Annotated in this window: 11 protein-coding genes; 8 read left to right on the forward strand and 3 right to left on the reverse strand. The window is 72.4% G+C overall.

Annotated elements, in window-relative coordinates; genetic code table 11:
• Positions 1-44: 44 nt before the first annotated feature.
• Complete coding sequence (locus NBZ83_RS21195; RefSeq protein WP_261568643.1) at positions 45-1247, reverse strand: glycosyltransferase; 1203 nt, start codon at positions 1245-1247, stop codon at positions 45-47.
• Positions 1248-1592: 345 nt separating this feature from the next.
• Here NBZ83_RS21195 and NBZ83_RS21200 point away from each other — a divergent pair, with 345 nt between their 5' ends.
• Together NBZ83_RS21200 and NBZ83_RS21205 are read left to right on the forward strand one after the other, a co-directional pair.
• Positions 1593-2816 carry a glycosyltransferase family 2 protein gene (locus NBZ83_RS21200; RefSeq protein WP_261575663.1) on the forward strand — a complete coding sequence of 408 codons (1224 nt, stop codon included), beginning with the start codon at positions 1593-1595 and terminating at the stop codon, positions 2814-2816.
• A 107-nt stretch (positions 2817-2923) separates the two neighbouring features.
• Positions 2924-3835: a glycosyltransferase gene (locus NBZ83_RS21205; protein ID WP_261575664.1), complete on the forward strand. Its 912-nt coding sequence runs from the start codon at positions 2924-2926 to the stop codon at positions 3833-3835.
• Here NBZ83_RS21205 and tyrS read toward each other — a convergent pair.
• Together tyrS and NBZ83_RS21215 are read right to left on the reverse strand one after the other, a co-directional pair.
• Positions 3832-5121: a tyrosine--tRNA ligase gene (tyrS, locus tag NBZ83_RS21210; protein ID WP_261568646.1), complete on the reverse strand. Its 1290-nt coding sequence runs from the start codon at positions 5119-5121 to the stop codon at positions 3832-3834. The genes NBZ83_RS21205 and tyrS overlap by 4 nt on opposite strands.
• 9 nt (positions 5122-5130) lie before the next feature.
• Positions 5131-6690 carry a S8 family serine peptidase gene (locus tag NBZ83_RS21215; RefSeq protein WP_261575665.1) on the reverse strand — a complete coding sequence of 520 codons (1560 nt, stop codon included), beginning with the start codon at positions 6688-6690 and terminating at the stop codon, positions 5131-5133.
• A gap of 422 nt (positions 6691-7112) precedes the next feature.
• On the opposite strand from NBZ83_RS21215, the gene NBZ83_RS21220 reads away from it, so the two are divergent.
• From NBZ83_RS21220 to NBZ83_RS21245, 6 genes are all read left to right on the forward strand, one after another.
• On the forward strand, positions 7113-9224 hold the full coding sequence (locus NBZ83_RS21220; protein WP_261575666.1) for an HAD-IIIC family phosphatase: 2112 nt from the start codon (positions 7113-7115) through the stop codon (positions 9222-9224).
• Positions 9221-9460 (forward strand): acyl carrier protein, encoded by a 240-nt coding sequence (locus tag NBZ83_RS21225; RefSeq protein ID WP_261568649.1) that lies wholly within the window; start codon positions 9221-9223, stop codon positions 9458-9460. The genes NBZ83_RS21220 and NBZ83_RS21225 overlap by 4 nt, the downstream gene beginning before the upstream one ends.
• Complete coding sequence (locus NBZ83_RS33415) at positions 9450-10277, forward strand: serine O-acetyltransferase (RefSeq protein WP_261568650.1); 828 nt, start codon at positions 9450-9452, stop codon at positions 10275-10277. Before NBZ83_RS21225 ends, NBZ83_RS33415 begins: the two co-directional genes overlap by 11 nt.
• Before the next feature lie 549 nt (positions 10278-10826).
• The gene (locus tag NBZ83_RS21235) at positions 10827-11855 is read left to right on the forward strand and encodes an NAD-dependent epimerase/dehydratase family protein (RefSeq protein WP_261568651.1); all 1029 of its coding nucleotides are present in this window, start codon (positions 10827-10829) and stop codon (positions 11853-11855) included.
• Complete coding sequence (locus NBZ83_RS21240) at positions 11852-12424, forward strand: dTDP-4-dehydrorhamnose 3,5-epimerase family protein (RefSeq protein WP_261568652.1); 573 nt, start codon at positions 11852-11854, stop codon at positions 12422-12424. Before NBZ83_RS21235 ends, NBZ83_RS21240 begins: the two co-directional genes overlap by 4 nt.
• A gap of 218 nt (positions 12425-12642) precedes the next feature.
• Positions 12643-13962: a class I SAM-dependent methyltransferase gene (locus NBZ83_RS21245; protein WP_261568653.1), complete on the forward strand. Its 1320-nt coding sequence runs from the start codon at positions 12643-12645 to the stop codon at positions 13960-13962.
• Positions 13963-14568: the final 606 nt, after the last annotated feature.

Below are 14568 nucleotides of genomic sequence, written 5' to 3' on the forward strand. Positions count from 1 at the left end.
CCGCTGGGGTGTCGGGTGTCACCGGACGGCGGTGGGGCGGTCGCTCAGGACGGCGTCAGGTGCTCCTGGATGCGGCCGATCAGCGCCGCGTGGTCGAGCTCGCGGCGGACGAAGGCCCGGCCGGCGAGGCCGATCTCGGCCGCTCGCTGCGGGTTGTCCAGCAGCTCGCACGCGGCGGCGGCGAAGGCGCTCGGCTCGTCGGCGACCAGCAGGTCGACGCCGGGGGTCCAGCCCAGCCCGCGGCTGCCGGTCGGAGTGCTCACCACCGGGATGCCGGTCGCCATCGCCTCGATGGCCTTGATGTTCACGCCGGAGCCGGAACGCATCGGGTTCACCGACAATGTCGCCGCGGTGAGGTAACCGGCGACGCTGGGTACGTCGGTGTGCAGCTCGACGCCGTCGAAGCCGGCGAGCCATGCGGCCAGGCCGTCCTCCGGGCGCCGCCCCACCACCTGGAAGGTCGACTTCGGATGGTTGGCCCGGATCGTCGGCCAGCATCCCCCGAGGAACCAGCGCAGTGCCTCGATGTTCGTCGGGGTGTCCAGCGAACCGACGAAGATCAGCCGCTGGTCGACGGTGGTGCCGGCCGCCGCGGCCGGTGTGGCGGAGGCAGTCGTCCGCAGCGCACCCACGGGCAGGAACGGCGGCAGGTGGAACGTGGGCACGCTCGCCCGGGTGCGCCGCCACTGGTGATCTTCCAGCGAGATGTCGGCGATACAGGTGACCAGGGGCGAGTGGTGCATCGCCAGTTCGGCGAGGCGCAGCTTGTGGTACTCGAGCTCGTAGGCCACGGCCCGGGGGCCGGAGCTGCTGCGGGCCAGCACCCGGAAGAATTCCGAGTCGACGTTGTGTGCGCGCACCAGGTGCGGCAGCTTCCAGATTCGGGCGATTTCCTCGCCGAGATGCGACGACCGGCAGCTGTAACTGATCACCGCATCAGCCCGCGGGGGGGTGGACTCCAGGGCGCGCCGCAACGGGCCGACCGGTCGGGAGGCGTGCATGAACGGCCTCGACGTCAGGTGGGCGCGTGGGCTGTCGTCCCGGGGCAGCCGGATCACCGCCGAGCCGGGAACCGCCTCCTCGTAGGAGGCGATGTCCAGATCCTCGCGCGAGGGAACCAGGATCTGCATCCGAATACCGGCAGCGGAGGCCGCGGTGAGGAAGCTGAATGTCTCCACCCGGCCGCCGGCGTCCGCCGGGAGAAACGGTTCCTCGACAACGACGATCCAGCGCGTGGAGTCGCTCACCGGTCCCACTCTAACGACCCGGGTTCACCCACATGGGGGAGGGTCCGCCCGGTCGCCCGGTGATGGAATCCAAGGCGTGGCCATACGGTCACGATGACATCGCATGCACGTGAATAAACCGGGTGGTTTCGTATGCCCGCCGAATGTCGACACGTGGTTGTGGCCGCACAACGTCGCCGTGGTGACCGGACCGTCGCGTCCTGGTTAGTAGTCCCCGCGGATCGGACGGCGGTGCAGGTCAGGGCTGCGTATCACGGCCGCGCAGCGTCATGGGGTCAATCGTGTGTTCCGACGGGCCCGGAGCCGTTCGCCGTGGCATGCCGGTGGAACGCTACGGTTACAGTCATGACAGGTGTCCGGACCATCGGTCGAGGAGCCGCCGTCGCGGCGCTCGGAGCCGTAACTGTTTACGGTCACGTTCTGTATCCGGTTTATATCGGACTGCGCAGCCGTGGCCTGGAGCCGGCGACACCACCGGAACCCGAGATCTGGCCGGGACTGAGTGTCGTCGTCTCCGCGTACCGGGAATCGGCGGTCATCGGGACGAAACTGGATGAACTTGCCGGCACCGACTATCCGGGGCCGATGGAGGTCATCGTCGTCGCGGACGACCCGGAGACGGCCGAGGCGTCGCGCCGGACCGGAGTGCGGGTGCTGTCCTCCGGCGAGCGGTTGGGCAAGGCTCGCGCGGTCAACCGCGGCGTCGCCGCCGCCTCCCACGAGATCGTCGTGCTCACCGACGCCAACGCGGTGCTCGCACCCGGCGCGCTGCGTGCCGCCGCCCGCCACTTCACCGATGAGACCGTCGGCGCGGTCGCGGGCGAGAAGCAGGTCGACGACCCGGACGGCGCCCAGGGCTTCTACTGGAAGTTCGAGTCGTGGCTGAAGCGCTGCGAGTCGGCGACGGGCGCGACGATCGGCGTCGTCGGCGAGATGCTGGCCTTCCGCCGCCAGGCGTTCCGGCCGCTGCCCGCCGACACGGCGGTCGACGACGCCTGGCTCGCCCTCGACATCCTCGAGGGCGGGTTGCGGGTCGTCTACGAGCCCGAGGCGTACTCGATCGAGTCGGCGGCCCCCGACTACACCGGCGAGTGGGAGCGGCGGACCCGGATCGTCGCCGGCAACCTGGACATGCTCTGGCGCCGTCGGGCGACGCTGGTGCCGGGAGCGTTGCCGGTCACCCCGCAGCTGTGGGGGCACCGGCTGGTCCGCTCGTCGTTCGGGCCGGTGGCGCACGTCGTCCTCGTCGCCATGGCCGTCCCGGCCGCTCGCCACAGCTGGGCCGCCCGGGTGTTCCTGGCCGGCAACGCCGCCGGCGCGGCGAGTACCGCCGCGCTGATGACCGGGCGGACACCGCCGGGGCCCAGCCGGCTGGTCGCGCAGGTCTTCTTCCTGCAGGCCGTCGCGCTCGGCGGGGTGCGCCGCTTCGCCGCCCGGGACCGTCCGGCCGTGTGGCCGAAGCCGGATCGCCAGCCGGTCGCCCCGCCCTCCGGCGCCGGTGCGCCGGAGGGAACCGACGCGGTGGGCCCGGCCACCTCGGCCAGTGCGCTGACGTCGGCCGGCAGCTGAACCGAGGCCCGCAGACAAGTACCGTCGGCAGCCGAGGCCGTACGGTGCATCGAAATCTTGCGTGAACACACGTAGTCGTGAACACACGTAGTGAGGAGCGTGCCGCCGTGTCGGTCGACCAACCCAAGCGGTCCACGTGGCAGTACGAGCTCGTGCTGGTCAGCTATCACAGCCGGGAACAACTTGAGGAACTGTTCGCCACGCTGCCGCTGGACATGCCGGTGGTGGTCATCGACAACGCCAACGGCGTCGACCGGGTCGACGAGCTGCTCGTGGATCGGCCGAACGCCCGCTATCTCGACTCCGGCGGCGGCAAGGGGTTCGCGAAGGCCGCGAACATTGGCATCCGATCGTCGAGGTACGACTACATCGTCCTCGGCAACCCGGACAGCCGGCCCACCGTCGACGTCATCGACGTGCTCGTCGACGACCTGCTCGCCGACCCGGAACTGGTCACCAGCGCCGCGACGATGAAGGGCCACGACGACAGGCCCGAGCTCGGCAACGGCGGATGGGAGCCGACGCCGCGGCGGGTGCTGCTGCACGTCCTCGGCGCGCACAAGGTGGCACCGACCTCGGCGCTGTTCGCGCGCCCGACCCCCGGCCGACCGATGAACCCCGAGTGGCTGACCGGCGCCTGCATGGCCGTGCGCCGCGTCACGTTCCTCGATCTGGGCGGCTTCGACGAGACGTTCTTCGTCTACAACGAGGACATGGCGCTCGGCCGGGCGATCCGCGAGGCCGGCCTGCGCCAGAAGCTGCACACCGACCTGCTGGTGCCGCACGGCGCCGGTGGCAGCGGCGCGGGCAAGACCTGGATGCTCCAGATGCGCGGCGCGTCCATGGTCCGCTACCTGCGCAAGCACAATGCCCCGACCCGGGTGAACGTGATGCGCTCGATGCTCGTGGCCGGATATGCCGGGCGCACGGTGCTCTCCCGCGCCCGCGGTAAGAAGGCGGTGGCCGACGAGCACGCCGCCTACATCAAGGGGCTGCTCGTCGGGCCGCCCGCCCCCTAGGTGAAACGGGCGACTCGCCACTCGCGGCGCCCGCGGCGGACGAGGATCACCGAACCGTGCAGCAGGTCCTTCTCGGTCACGGTGGCCACCGCATCGACCCGGTCGCCGTTGACCAGCACGGCGCGGTTGCCGAGGTGCTCGCGGGCGTCTCGGCGGCTGCTGGCCAGGCCGGTGGCGAGCAGAAGGTCGACGACGGGCCAGCCGCCGTCGGCCGCGAGCCGGGCCAGCGGCTCGGTGACCGTCGGCACGTCGGCGAACACGTCCGAGATCAGATCCGCCCCGATCGCCTTCACATCACCGCTGAACAGCGCCGCGGACGCCGCCTCGGCGGCGTCGACGGCGGGCTGGCCGTGCATGAGCGCGGTCATCTCCCGGGCGAGATGGCGCTGCAGCGCGCGGCGGCCCGGCGCCTCGGCGTGCTCGGCGAACAGCCGCTCCAGCGGCTCGCGGTCGGTGAGTGAGAAGAACAGCGCGAACCGTCGCGCCTCGTCATCCGACAGGTTGATCAGGAACTGGTACAGCGTGTACGGCGAGGTGCGGTCGGCCGTCAGCCACACCGCGCCCTTCTCCGACTTGCCGAACTTCGTGCCGTCCGCGCGCAGTAGCAGCGGGCAGGTCAGCCCGTGCACCTGGGTCCGCAGCACCCGGCGCACGTAGTCGATCCCGGCGACGATGTTGCCCCACTGGTCCGACGCTCCCATCTGGAGCGTGACGCCATGGTCCTCGCACAGCCGGCGGTAGTCGTACGCCTGCAACAGCGAGTAGCTGAACTCGGTGTAGGTCAGGCCGACGTCGGGGTCGTCGAGGCGGCGGCGGACCGAGTCCCGTCTGATCATCTCGGTGACGGGGAAGTGCTTGCCGACGTCTCGCAGGAACTCGATCATGCCGAGGCCGCCGAGCCAGTCGCCGTTGTCGACGAAGGCGGGGATCTCCTCGGCGGCCAACGCCCGCCCGAAGATCGTCTCCATGATCTCGCGGTGCCGCGTCACGTTGGCCCGCACGTCCTCGGCGGTGAGCAGGGTGCGCTCGACGGACTTGCCGGATGGGTCGCCGATCAGGCCGGTGCCGCCCCCGAACAGGGTGACGGCACCGAGTCCGGTCCGGGCGGCCCGGATCAGCAGCGTGATGGGCAGCAGGTTGCCGATGGTCAGCGACGGGGCGGTCGGGTCGAAACCGATGTAGCAGCGCCGCCTGCCGCTGTCGAGGTGTTCCCGTAGCTCGGCGGGATCGGTGCTGTCGTGGATGAGTCCACGCCAGGACAGCTCGTCCAGGAGCGCGTGTGTCATGTGGCCATGTTAGGAGTGGCCGCGCGGCCCGCGGCCTGTCGTGGTTCGCCGGGCGGACAGTAGATGCGCGCCGACGCCGAGCAGGCCACCCAGCCAGACGGCAAGGGCCAGCCCGCCGACCCAGGCCAGCGCGACGCGGGCGACGCCGCGGTGGCCCGATCCGTGGCCGGCGGCGCCCCCGGTCGCCGGGCCGTCGCCACCGGCAGCCACCGCGGCGGTGCCGTCGTGGTCCTGGCCCGGCCCGGCACCCGCGGCTCCCCCGCGGTCGGGGTCGGCGGCCGCGCTGGCGGCCGCGTCCGGGGGCGTGGCGCCGCCGCCGGCCGGTGCCGCTCGACCGTCGGCCGTCGGCGGCACCGCCGACGCGGCGGCCGGTGAGTCGGCCTCTCCGCCGCGGCCGGAGCCGGAGCCCGAGCCGGCCGCGCCGGCGGCATCCGACCCGCCGCCGGCGCGGTCCGCGTCGGCGGGTGGCTGGCCGGCCAGGCCCCAGCGGGTCAGGGCAGCCAGCAGAGGGTTGGCGCCGACGACCGGAACGGGCCGGGTCAGCGCCGCGGCGGGGTCGACGATGCCGAAGCCGAACTCGACGTCACGGCCCGGCGGGCCGGCGTCCCGCGCGGTGTAGATGAGCCGCTCGATGACGTTGGGCGCGTCCAGGTCGGGCCGGGCCGACCGAATGAGCGCGACCACGCCCGAGACGATCGCGGCCGAGTTCGAGGTGCCGGCGCCGGTGTCCAGGCCATCCGGGGAGACCCTGGTCGGCACGGGCGCCCGGATGCCCGGGGCCGGGGCGGCGATGACGGCCCGCGAGCCCAGGGACGAGCCCTGCCAGAAGTCGCCCCGCGCAGTCGAGCCGGTCACCGAGACGACGCCGGGGATGTTCGCCGGCGAGTTGATCTCGTGGTCGCCGGTCTCCACGTTGCCGGCGGAGGCGACTACGACCACGTCGTGCGCGAAGGCGTAGGCGACCGCCTCGCGCTCGTCGGGGGTCGCCGACCCGGCCGCGCCGAGAGAGAGGTTGATGACGTCGGCGCCGAGGTCGACGGCCCGGTGGATGCCGCGGGCGACCTCCGCCGAGTCCGCCTCGGCACCGGTCGAGACGGGCAGGATCCGGGCGGCCGGAGCGATGCCGCGTACCTCCGGCCGGCCGTTGTCGTTGCGCCCCGCGATCAGGCCTGCCATCGCGGTGCCGTGGCCGTCGGGATCGTCGTCGCGCCATCCGTCGGGGGCCGCGTCCGGCCCGACGCCGGCGCCGGGCAGGACCTGGCCCTGCAGCTTGGGATGGTCGGCGTCCACCCCGCCGTCGATGACCGCGACCACGACCCCGGCCCCCTGGCTGATCCGCTGCGCCTGGGTGAGCCCGAGCACCGCGTGGTACCACTGCGAGCCCTGTGCGGGGGCGACAGAGGAGGCACCGGCCGGGGCGGCGAGGGCTGGTACGGCGAGGGCTGGTGTGGCGAGCAGCGGCACACCGAGGGCGGACCCGACCAGGAACGCCTGGACGGCCGCCACCGCCCGGCGGGGACCGCGGGGCCGCGTCCCGGTGGGACCGCGGGGCATGGCGCGGTGTCGCATACGGGGTCCTGCCTCCCGGGACGTGCGACTCGGCGCGCTGAGGGGGATGACGGGTGGGCCGGGCGGAAATGGCGCGGTCGGTGTCACCGTGTGAGGCAGTTTTCCACATTGCCGGTTCTGTACGGGCCGTTGTCGACAAGTGGATAAATCGACCCGCGTTGACCTGGCATCGGGCACCTGCCGGCGCGCCGCGGGCGGGTCGGAGTGGTCGTCGTCGCCTTCCGGGGCGGCTCAGGGGCTCGCCAAATGCCGGATATCTGCAGAGAGGTCCGAGGTGTTCCTGTCGGTGCCGCGGATATCGGGTCGATATCGCCGCCGCGCTCCCCGCCGTTCCGTTCGAACCAACTCTCACGTGAGGGTAGAGTTTGGGCGGCCGGATGCGGGGGTGCCATGACGGGCTACCACGAAAGGGGGCCGCAAGGATGATCGAACCAGGGGACGCCGGTGTGGGGGACGAGCCTGACCGGACCCGGCAGGTGCCGCCGCGCGACGGGCGGGTCGCCGAGCTGACCGCGCTCGCCGCCGCCAGCGAGATCCCGACCGCCGCGCTGTGCCGCGACCTCGCCGTAGCGCACGAGCGCGCCGGGGACCCGGCCGGGGCGGTGCGCTGGGCGCTGGCACTCACCGACACCGACGGCGACCTCGGCGCCTGGTCGGCAGCGGCCGGCGTGCTGCGCCGCTGCCTGCCCGCCGCCGCGCCGCTGCCGCGCTCGGCTCGGGTCGCTGTCCTCGGTAGCTACACGACGTCCCAGTTCGCGGCTCTGCTGCCGCTCGCGGCCGCGCGGGCGGGGGTCGCCGTCGAGATCTACGAGTGCGGCTACGGACAGTACCGTCAGGAGATTCTGGACCCTGGCAGCGGACTGTACAGCTTCGCGCCGGACGTGGTCGTGCTCGCCGTGCACGCCGGCGAGGCGGCTCTGCCGGCCGTCGCCGACGAGCCGGACGCCGCGGTCGCCGCCGAGGTGCGCCGCTGGACGTCGCTGTGGGAGACGATCCGCGCCCGCTGCGGCGCCCGGGTCGTCCAGCACACCTTCGCCGTTCCCGGCGAGATCGCCCTCGGGCATCTGGCGCTGCGCACCGGCGGTGCCCGCCCGACCCTGCTCGCCCGGGTCAACGCCGAACTAGGCCGCGCGGCCGGCGACGGGATCGGTCTGGTCGACTGCGAGCGCCTGGCCGCCGACGTCGGCAAGCGGGCCTGGTTCGACGCACGCTACTGGCACCGATCCAAGCAGGCGGTGTCGCTCGCGCAGGTGCCGCTGCTGGCCCGGCATACCGCGGCGGTGATCGGCGCGCAGCTCGGGGTGAGCCGCAAGTGCCTCGTCCTCGACCTCGACAACACGCTGTGGGGCGGTGTGCTGGGGGAGGAGGGGCTCGCCGGCATCGCTCTCGGCGACGGTGCCGTCGGCGAGGCCTTCGCCGCCTTCCAGGACTATGTCGTCGAATTGAACAACCGCGGTGTCGTGCTCGCCGTCTGCTCGAAGAACAACGACGCCGACGCGCGGGAGGCATTTGAGCGCCACCCTGCCATGCGGCTGCGCCTCGACGATATCGCGTGCTTTAGCGCGTGCTGGGACGACAAGCCGACCCAGCTGCGCCGGATCGCCGCCGCCCTCGGCCTCGGCCTCGATTCCCTCGTCTTCGTCGACGACAACCCGGCCGAGCGCGAGGCGGTGCGCCAGCTCGTCGGCGAGGTCGACGTCCTCGCGCTGCCCGCCGACCCGCACGGCTACGTCCGGGCGCTGGCCGACTACCCGTTCTTCGAGACCACGGCGCTCACCGCCGAGGACGCCGCCCGGACGGCGACCTACCGGGCCCGCGCCGAACTCGCCGCCGCGCAGGCCGCGGCCCCGTCGCTGGAGCAGTTCCACCGGGGGCTCGACATGACGGCCACCGTCGTCGCGCTCGACGAGCTGACCCTGCCCCGGGTCGCCCAGCTCGTCGGCAAGACCAACCAGTTCAACCTGACCGGCCGGCGCCGCGGCGCCGACGAGATCGCCCGGCTGGCCGCCGACCCCGCCACGGCCGTGCTCTGCGTCCGCCTCGCCGACCGGTTCGCCGACCACGGCCTCGTCGCCGTGGTCATCGCCGTCGAGGCGGACGACGCCCTGGCCGTCGACACCTGGCTGATGAGCTGCCGAGTGATCGGCCGGACCCTGGAGGACGAGGTCGCCGGGCTGATCCTCGCCGAGGCACGCCGGCGCGGGCTCGTCCGGATCGTCGGCGAGTACCGGCCGTCGGCGAAGAACGCCCTGGTCGCCGGCCTCTACGAACGCCTCGGCTTCACCTGGGTGGACGCACCGGACGATCCGTCCGCGCCGGGCACCACCCACTGGTCCCGCGCCGTGGACGCGCCGTATGCGACGCCCGGCCTGATGCGCGTCGTCGTGACCGCCGCTGCCGCCGGCCCGGACCGGGACCGGACCGACCAGCCGGGCGCACCGGTCGAACCGGGCGGGTCATCCGCCGAGCTGTCCACCCATGTGTTCGCCCAGACGCGGCCGCAGGACCGCAGGATGGAAGAGGTGCCCAGGTGACGGTGCAGGATCGCCTCCAGCAGATCTTCCGGGAGATCTTCGGTGACGACGACCTCATCGTCTCCGACACGATGACCGCCGCCGACGTCCCCGGCTGGGACTCGCTGGCGCACATCAACCTGATCTACGCCGTCGAGCGGGAGTTCTCGATCCAGATCGCCGACGACCGGCTCGCCAGCTTCACCACCGTCGGCGACCTGCGCGAACACATCGAGGAGCTCAGCCGTGTCCACTGAGGCCGGCGCCGCCCGCAACGGAACGGCGCCCCGCGAACCCGGGAGTCCCCCGACCGCACCCAACGGTTCCAGCGCTCACGGTGCCCCGTCGGCCACCGCCCCGAACAACGGCGCCGCCCCGAACAACGGCGCCGCCCCGAACAACGGCGCCGCCCCGAACAACGGCGCCGCCCCGAACAACGGCGCCGCCACGCCCGCTCCGCCGACTTCCGCCCCGCTGCCGGCCGCCCTGACAACGCCCGATCCGACGCCGGCCGCGGAGGGCGATGTCGAGCTCGACCGTCGGGAGGCATCCGAGCTGGGCCTACGGGAGATCCTGCGGGAGGATTTTCGGCGGCATTACGGCTCGCTCGCCCATCCGGGGCTGCACGTGCTCGCCGTCTACCGCCTCGGGCAGTGGCGGCGCACCCGGCGCCAGCCCCTGCGCGCCGCACTCACCGTGGCCTACAAGATGCTCAACAACCTGGTCATCCGCAACCTGTACGGGGTCGAGCTGTCCGAGAAGGCCCGGCTCGGCCGGCGGGTCCACATCGGCCATCACCAGACGATCCTGATCCCGCCGTACTGCGAGATCGGCGACGACTGCACGCTGCGGCACAACCTGACCATCGGCTACGCCGGCGGGTCGGCGTCGCCGCGGGACGTGCCGAAGATCGGTGCCCGGGTCGAGCTCGCTCCCGGCGTCCACCTCCTCGGCGCAATCACCATCGGTGACGACGCCCGCATCGGTCCGGGCTCGATCGTCATGACGGACGTGCCCCCGGGCGCGACCGTCTTCGCGGCCCCCGCCCGGGTCATGCGCCCTCCCGCCCGCTGATCACCGCACTCCGGGCCGCCGCTGTTCGCCAGGGCGAGCCGGGCCAGGGGCGGTGGGGCGCGTCATGGACCTGGCGGTGCTGCCCACGAGCGGACTCCGCTCGGACGAGCGGCGCGGCTCCGCGGAACACCAAGATCGCCGAGCTGGGGCTGGAGCCTGAACGCGTGGCCGGCTGTTTTCGGTTGCGCTGCGAACTGCTGGAGGTTGATGACGGTCGCGGGCCCGGATACGGCCAACAACCTCCAGCAATTGCCCGGTCGCCGGGGGCGCCGGAGCTGTCCGCCACGAGACCTATGCGGATGGTCGTGGCTGTCCCGGGGCGGGTGGAGTGGTTCGACGGCTCCCGGGGATGGCCTTCGGTCGGCCGGCTGGCGATGACGGTGGATAACCGGCCTTGCGCGTCCGGTGGCGGGCTGCATCGGCCGGGTGGCCTGGGCGCAGGCCGCGGGATGTCGCCGGCCGGGCCGCGGAACCGAGTCGGTACGGTTTGAGGCCGGACCGTCCGGCCCGATCGGGCCACCCCGCGGCCGAGATGGAGAGGACTCGCGGATGAAGGTGCTCGTGACGGGCACGGAGGGGTACCTCGGGTGCCTGCTCGCGCCCGAGCTCATGCGCGACGGCCACGAGGTCGTCGGCGTGGACACCGGTTACTACAAGTACGGCTGGCTGTACCGCGGGACGGACCGGACCCCGCTGACCCTCGACAAGGACCTGCGCCACCTCACTGTCGACGATCTTGCCGGTGTCGACGCCGTGGTGCACATGGCCGAGCTGTCCAACGACCCGCTCGGCGCGCTCGCGCCGGACGTCACATACAAGGTCAACCACCTCGGCTCGGTACGGCTGGCGAACCTCGCCAAGCAGGCCGGGGTCGAGCGGTTCGTCTACATGTCGTCGTGCAGCGTCTACGGCGTGGCGACCGGCGAGGACGTCACCGAGACCTCGCCGGTCGACCCGCAGACCCCGTACGCCGAGTGCAAGGTCTACGTGGAGCGCGACGTCGCTCCGCTGGCCGACGACTCGTTCTCGCCGACGTTCCTGCGCAACGCCACCGCCTACGGCGCCTCGCCGCGGCAGCGGTTCGACATCGTGCTGAACAACCTCGCCGGCGTCGCCTGGACCACCGGCGAGATCGCGATGACCTCGGACGGCACTCCCTGGCGCCCGCTGGTCCACGGCCTGGACATCGCGAAGGCGATCCGCCTCGCCCTGGCCGCGCCGCGCGACGTCGTCCACAACCAGATCTTCAACGTGGGTGACAGCGAGCAGAACTACCAGGTCAAGGAGATCGCCGACGCGGTCGCCGGCGTCTTCACCGGCTGCAAGCTGAGCTTCGGCGACAACGGCGGCGACAACCGCAGCTACCGGGTGTCCTTCGACAAGATCGCGAGCACCCTGCCCGGGTTCTCCTGCGACTGGAACGCGCTGCGTGGCGCCCAGCAGCTGCACGAGGTGTTCAGCCGCATCCAGCTCGACGCGGAGACCTTCACCGGCCGCGGGCACACCCGGCTCAAGCAGCTCCAGTACCTGATCGGCACCGGCCAGCTCGACGCCGACCTGTTCTGGGCGCATCCGTGATCGTCACCCCGACGGCGATCGCCGGGGTGTGGATCGTCGACGTCGAGGCGTTCACCGACGCCCGGGGCATGTTCGCCCGGACGTTCTGCGCCGAGGAGTTCGCGGCCGCGGGGCTCGCCGTCGAGGTGGCCCAGTGCAGCGTCGCCTACAACGCCACGGCGGGCACGATCCGCGGCCTGCACTGGGCCGGGGAGCCCGTGCGTGAGACCAAGCTGGTCCGCTGCACCCGCGGCGCGCTGCTCGACGTCGTGGTCGATCCCCGGACCGACTCGCCGACGTACCTGCGTCACATCGCGGTCGAGCTGTCCGCCGACAACCACCGGGCGCTGTTCATCGATGCGGGCCTCGCCCACGGCTATCAGACGCTGGCCGACGCCACCGAGGCCACATACCAGATGAACGTCCCCTTCACCCCGGGACACGACCGCGGGCTGCGCTTCGACGACCCGAGCCTCGGCATCGCCTGGCCGCTGCCGGTGTCGGTGATCTCCGACAAGGACCGCGCCTGGCCGCTGCTCGCGGACGGGCCGGCCGTCCATGTTTTCGGCGCCACCGGCGCCCCGGTCTGAATCCGTTGTCACCGCCACCACCCCCCGTTGTCTGATCACTCCCGTGGCCTGCGAAACTCAACGCCGGCGGGTGTGTGGGTGGTGCTCTCGCGACCCGCGAGGGTGCCACGGCACCTGACCCTGGTGCCGTGGCAAGCAGATTGTTTCCGGACTGTCACATCCCTGCGGCGGATGTGCGGTCACCACGCCGCTCGGCGACATCTCATCAAGGGGAGCGCATGTCATCCGGAACCCCGGCCCAGGGCGGTAGCGCAACCGTCGCGGCCGACGTGAACCAGTCGCCGGCCGCCTCCGGCAGCATCGCCACGCCGGTCACCGCCTGCCGGTCCTGCGGCGGTGCGACCCCGCGGCTGTTCCTTTCGCTGGGGTCGACGCCCATCGCGAACCGCCTGGTGCGCGCCGACGCCCTCGACGCCACCGACCCCTCGTTCCCGCTCGAAGTCGGCTTCTGCGAGTCGTGCGCGCTGGTCCAGCTCACCCACGAGCTGCCCGCGAAGGAGATCTTCGACGAGGACTACCCGTACTTCTCCTCGTTCTCGGACATGCTCGTCCGGCACGCCGAGAAGCACGTCATCGACCTGATCGCCAGCCGCGACCTCGGCCCGGACAGCCTGGTCGTCGAGGTGGCCAGCAACGACGGCTACCTGCTCAAGGCGTTCGTCGAGCGGGGCATCCCGGTGCTCGGCATCGAGCCGACGCCCGGTCCGGCCGCTGCGGCCCGCGAGGCCGGCGTGCCGACCCGCGAGGAGTTCTTCGGCGCGGAGCTGGCCCGCCAGCTCGTCGCGGAGGGCCTGCGGGCCGACGTGATCATCGCGAACAACGTGATGGCCCATGTCCCCGACCTCAACAGCTTCGTCGAGGGCTTCTCGATCCTGCTCGCGGACGGCGGGCTCGTCGACGTCGAGAACCCCGGCGTCGGGGCCCTGCTGGCCCACACCGAGTTCGACACGGTCTACCACGAGCACTTCTGCTACTTTTCCACCATCGCGGTGGACGCCCTCATGCGTCGCCACAGCCTCGCGCTCGTCGGCGTCCAGGAGTTTCCCGAACTGCACGGCGGGACGCTGCGCTGGAGCATGCAGCACGCCGCGACCGCAGAGCCGGCCGAGTCGGTCGCCGCCGTGCTCGACGCCGAGCGAGCCGGCGGCCTCGATTCCTTCGCGCGGTACGCCACCTTCGCCGACGACGTGCGCACCGTGCAGGAGGAGCTGGTCGCGCTGCTGCGCTCACTGCGCGCCGACGGTAAGACGGTTGCCGCCTACGGCGCCGCGGCCAAGGGCGCGACGCTGCTGAACTCCAGCGCCATCACCACGGATCTCATCGACTTCGTGGTCGACCGCAATGTCCACAAGCAGGGCAAGTACATCCCCGGGGCGCGGCTGCCGATCCTTGACCCCGCGGTCCTGTTGGAGCGCCAGCCCGACTACCTGCTGCTACTGGCCTGGAACGTGAAGAAGGAGATCATCGCCCAACAGGCGGAGTACGCCGCGCGCGGCGGTTCCTTCATCGTGCCGGTACCCCGGCCGGTTGTGCTGTAGGCGGGTCCTGCATCGTGGTGTGGGGTCGTCGTCATCTCCGCCCGCGGCCATCCGGGTCGCGGGCGCCGGTCCGGCGTCGTCGGTCGGGAGAGCGAGCATGACGGACATCGATGTGGACCTCCGGTCCTCGGGCTGGCCGGAGGATCCGCCGCCCGAGGATCCGCGCCCCGTCGAGCAGACCCCGTACACCCCCCGGCCGGGGGAGCCGACGCCGGACGGATCCCCGGCGGCCGGCGGCCAGCGCGGCCCCACTCGCGCTCACCAACCGGCGTACGTGGACTTCGAGGTGTCGACGCCCATCCCGCCGCCGACCTGGGCCGCGTCGCCGCCTCCTCCGCCTCCTCCTCCGTCCCCGTCGGCTTCTCCGTCGCTGCAGCCTCCGCCGTCCCGTCCACCCTCGCCCGGTGGGCGAACCGGCCCGGACGGGCGCCCCGTGGTGGCACCCTGGGGCCCGTCCCCCGACCGCATGGGACCGGCCCCGGGCGAGCGACAACCCGACCACTCCGGGGCCGGGCCGTGGGCTGGCGGCCTGCCCGACCCTCGTCGGACGCCGTCCGCGCCCCCGGTCCCGACCTCCGGAGCCGGGCCTCCCGATCGGGCTCCGAC

Source organism: Frankia gtarii (assembly GCF_025403375.1).
In the GTDB taxonomy this organism is placed as follows: domain Bacteria; phylum Actinomycetota; class Actinomycetes; order Frankiales; family Frankiaceae; genus Frankia; species Frankia gtarii.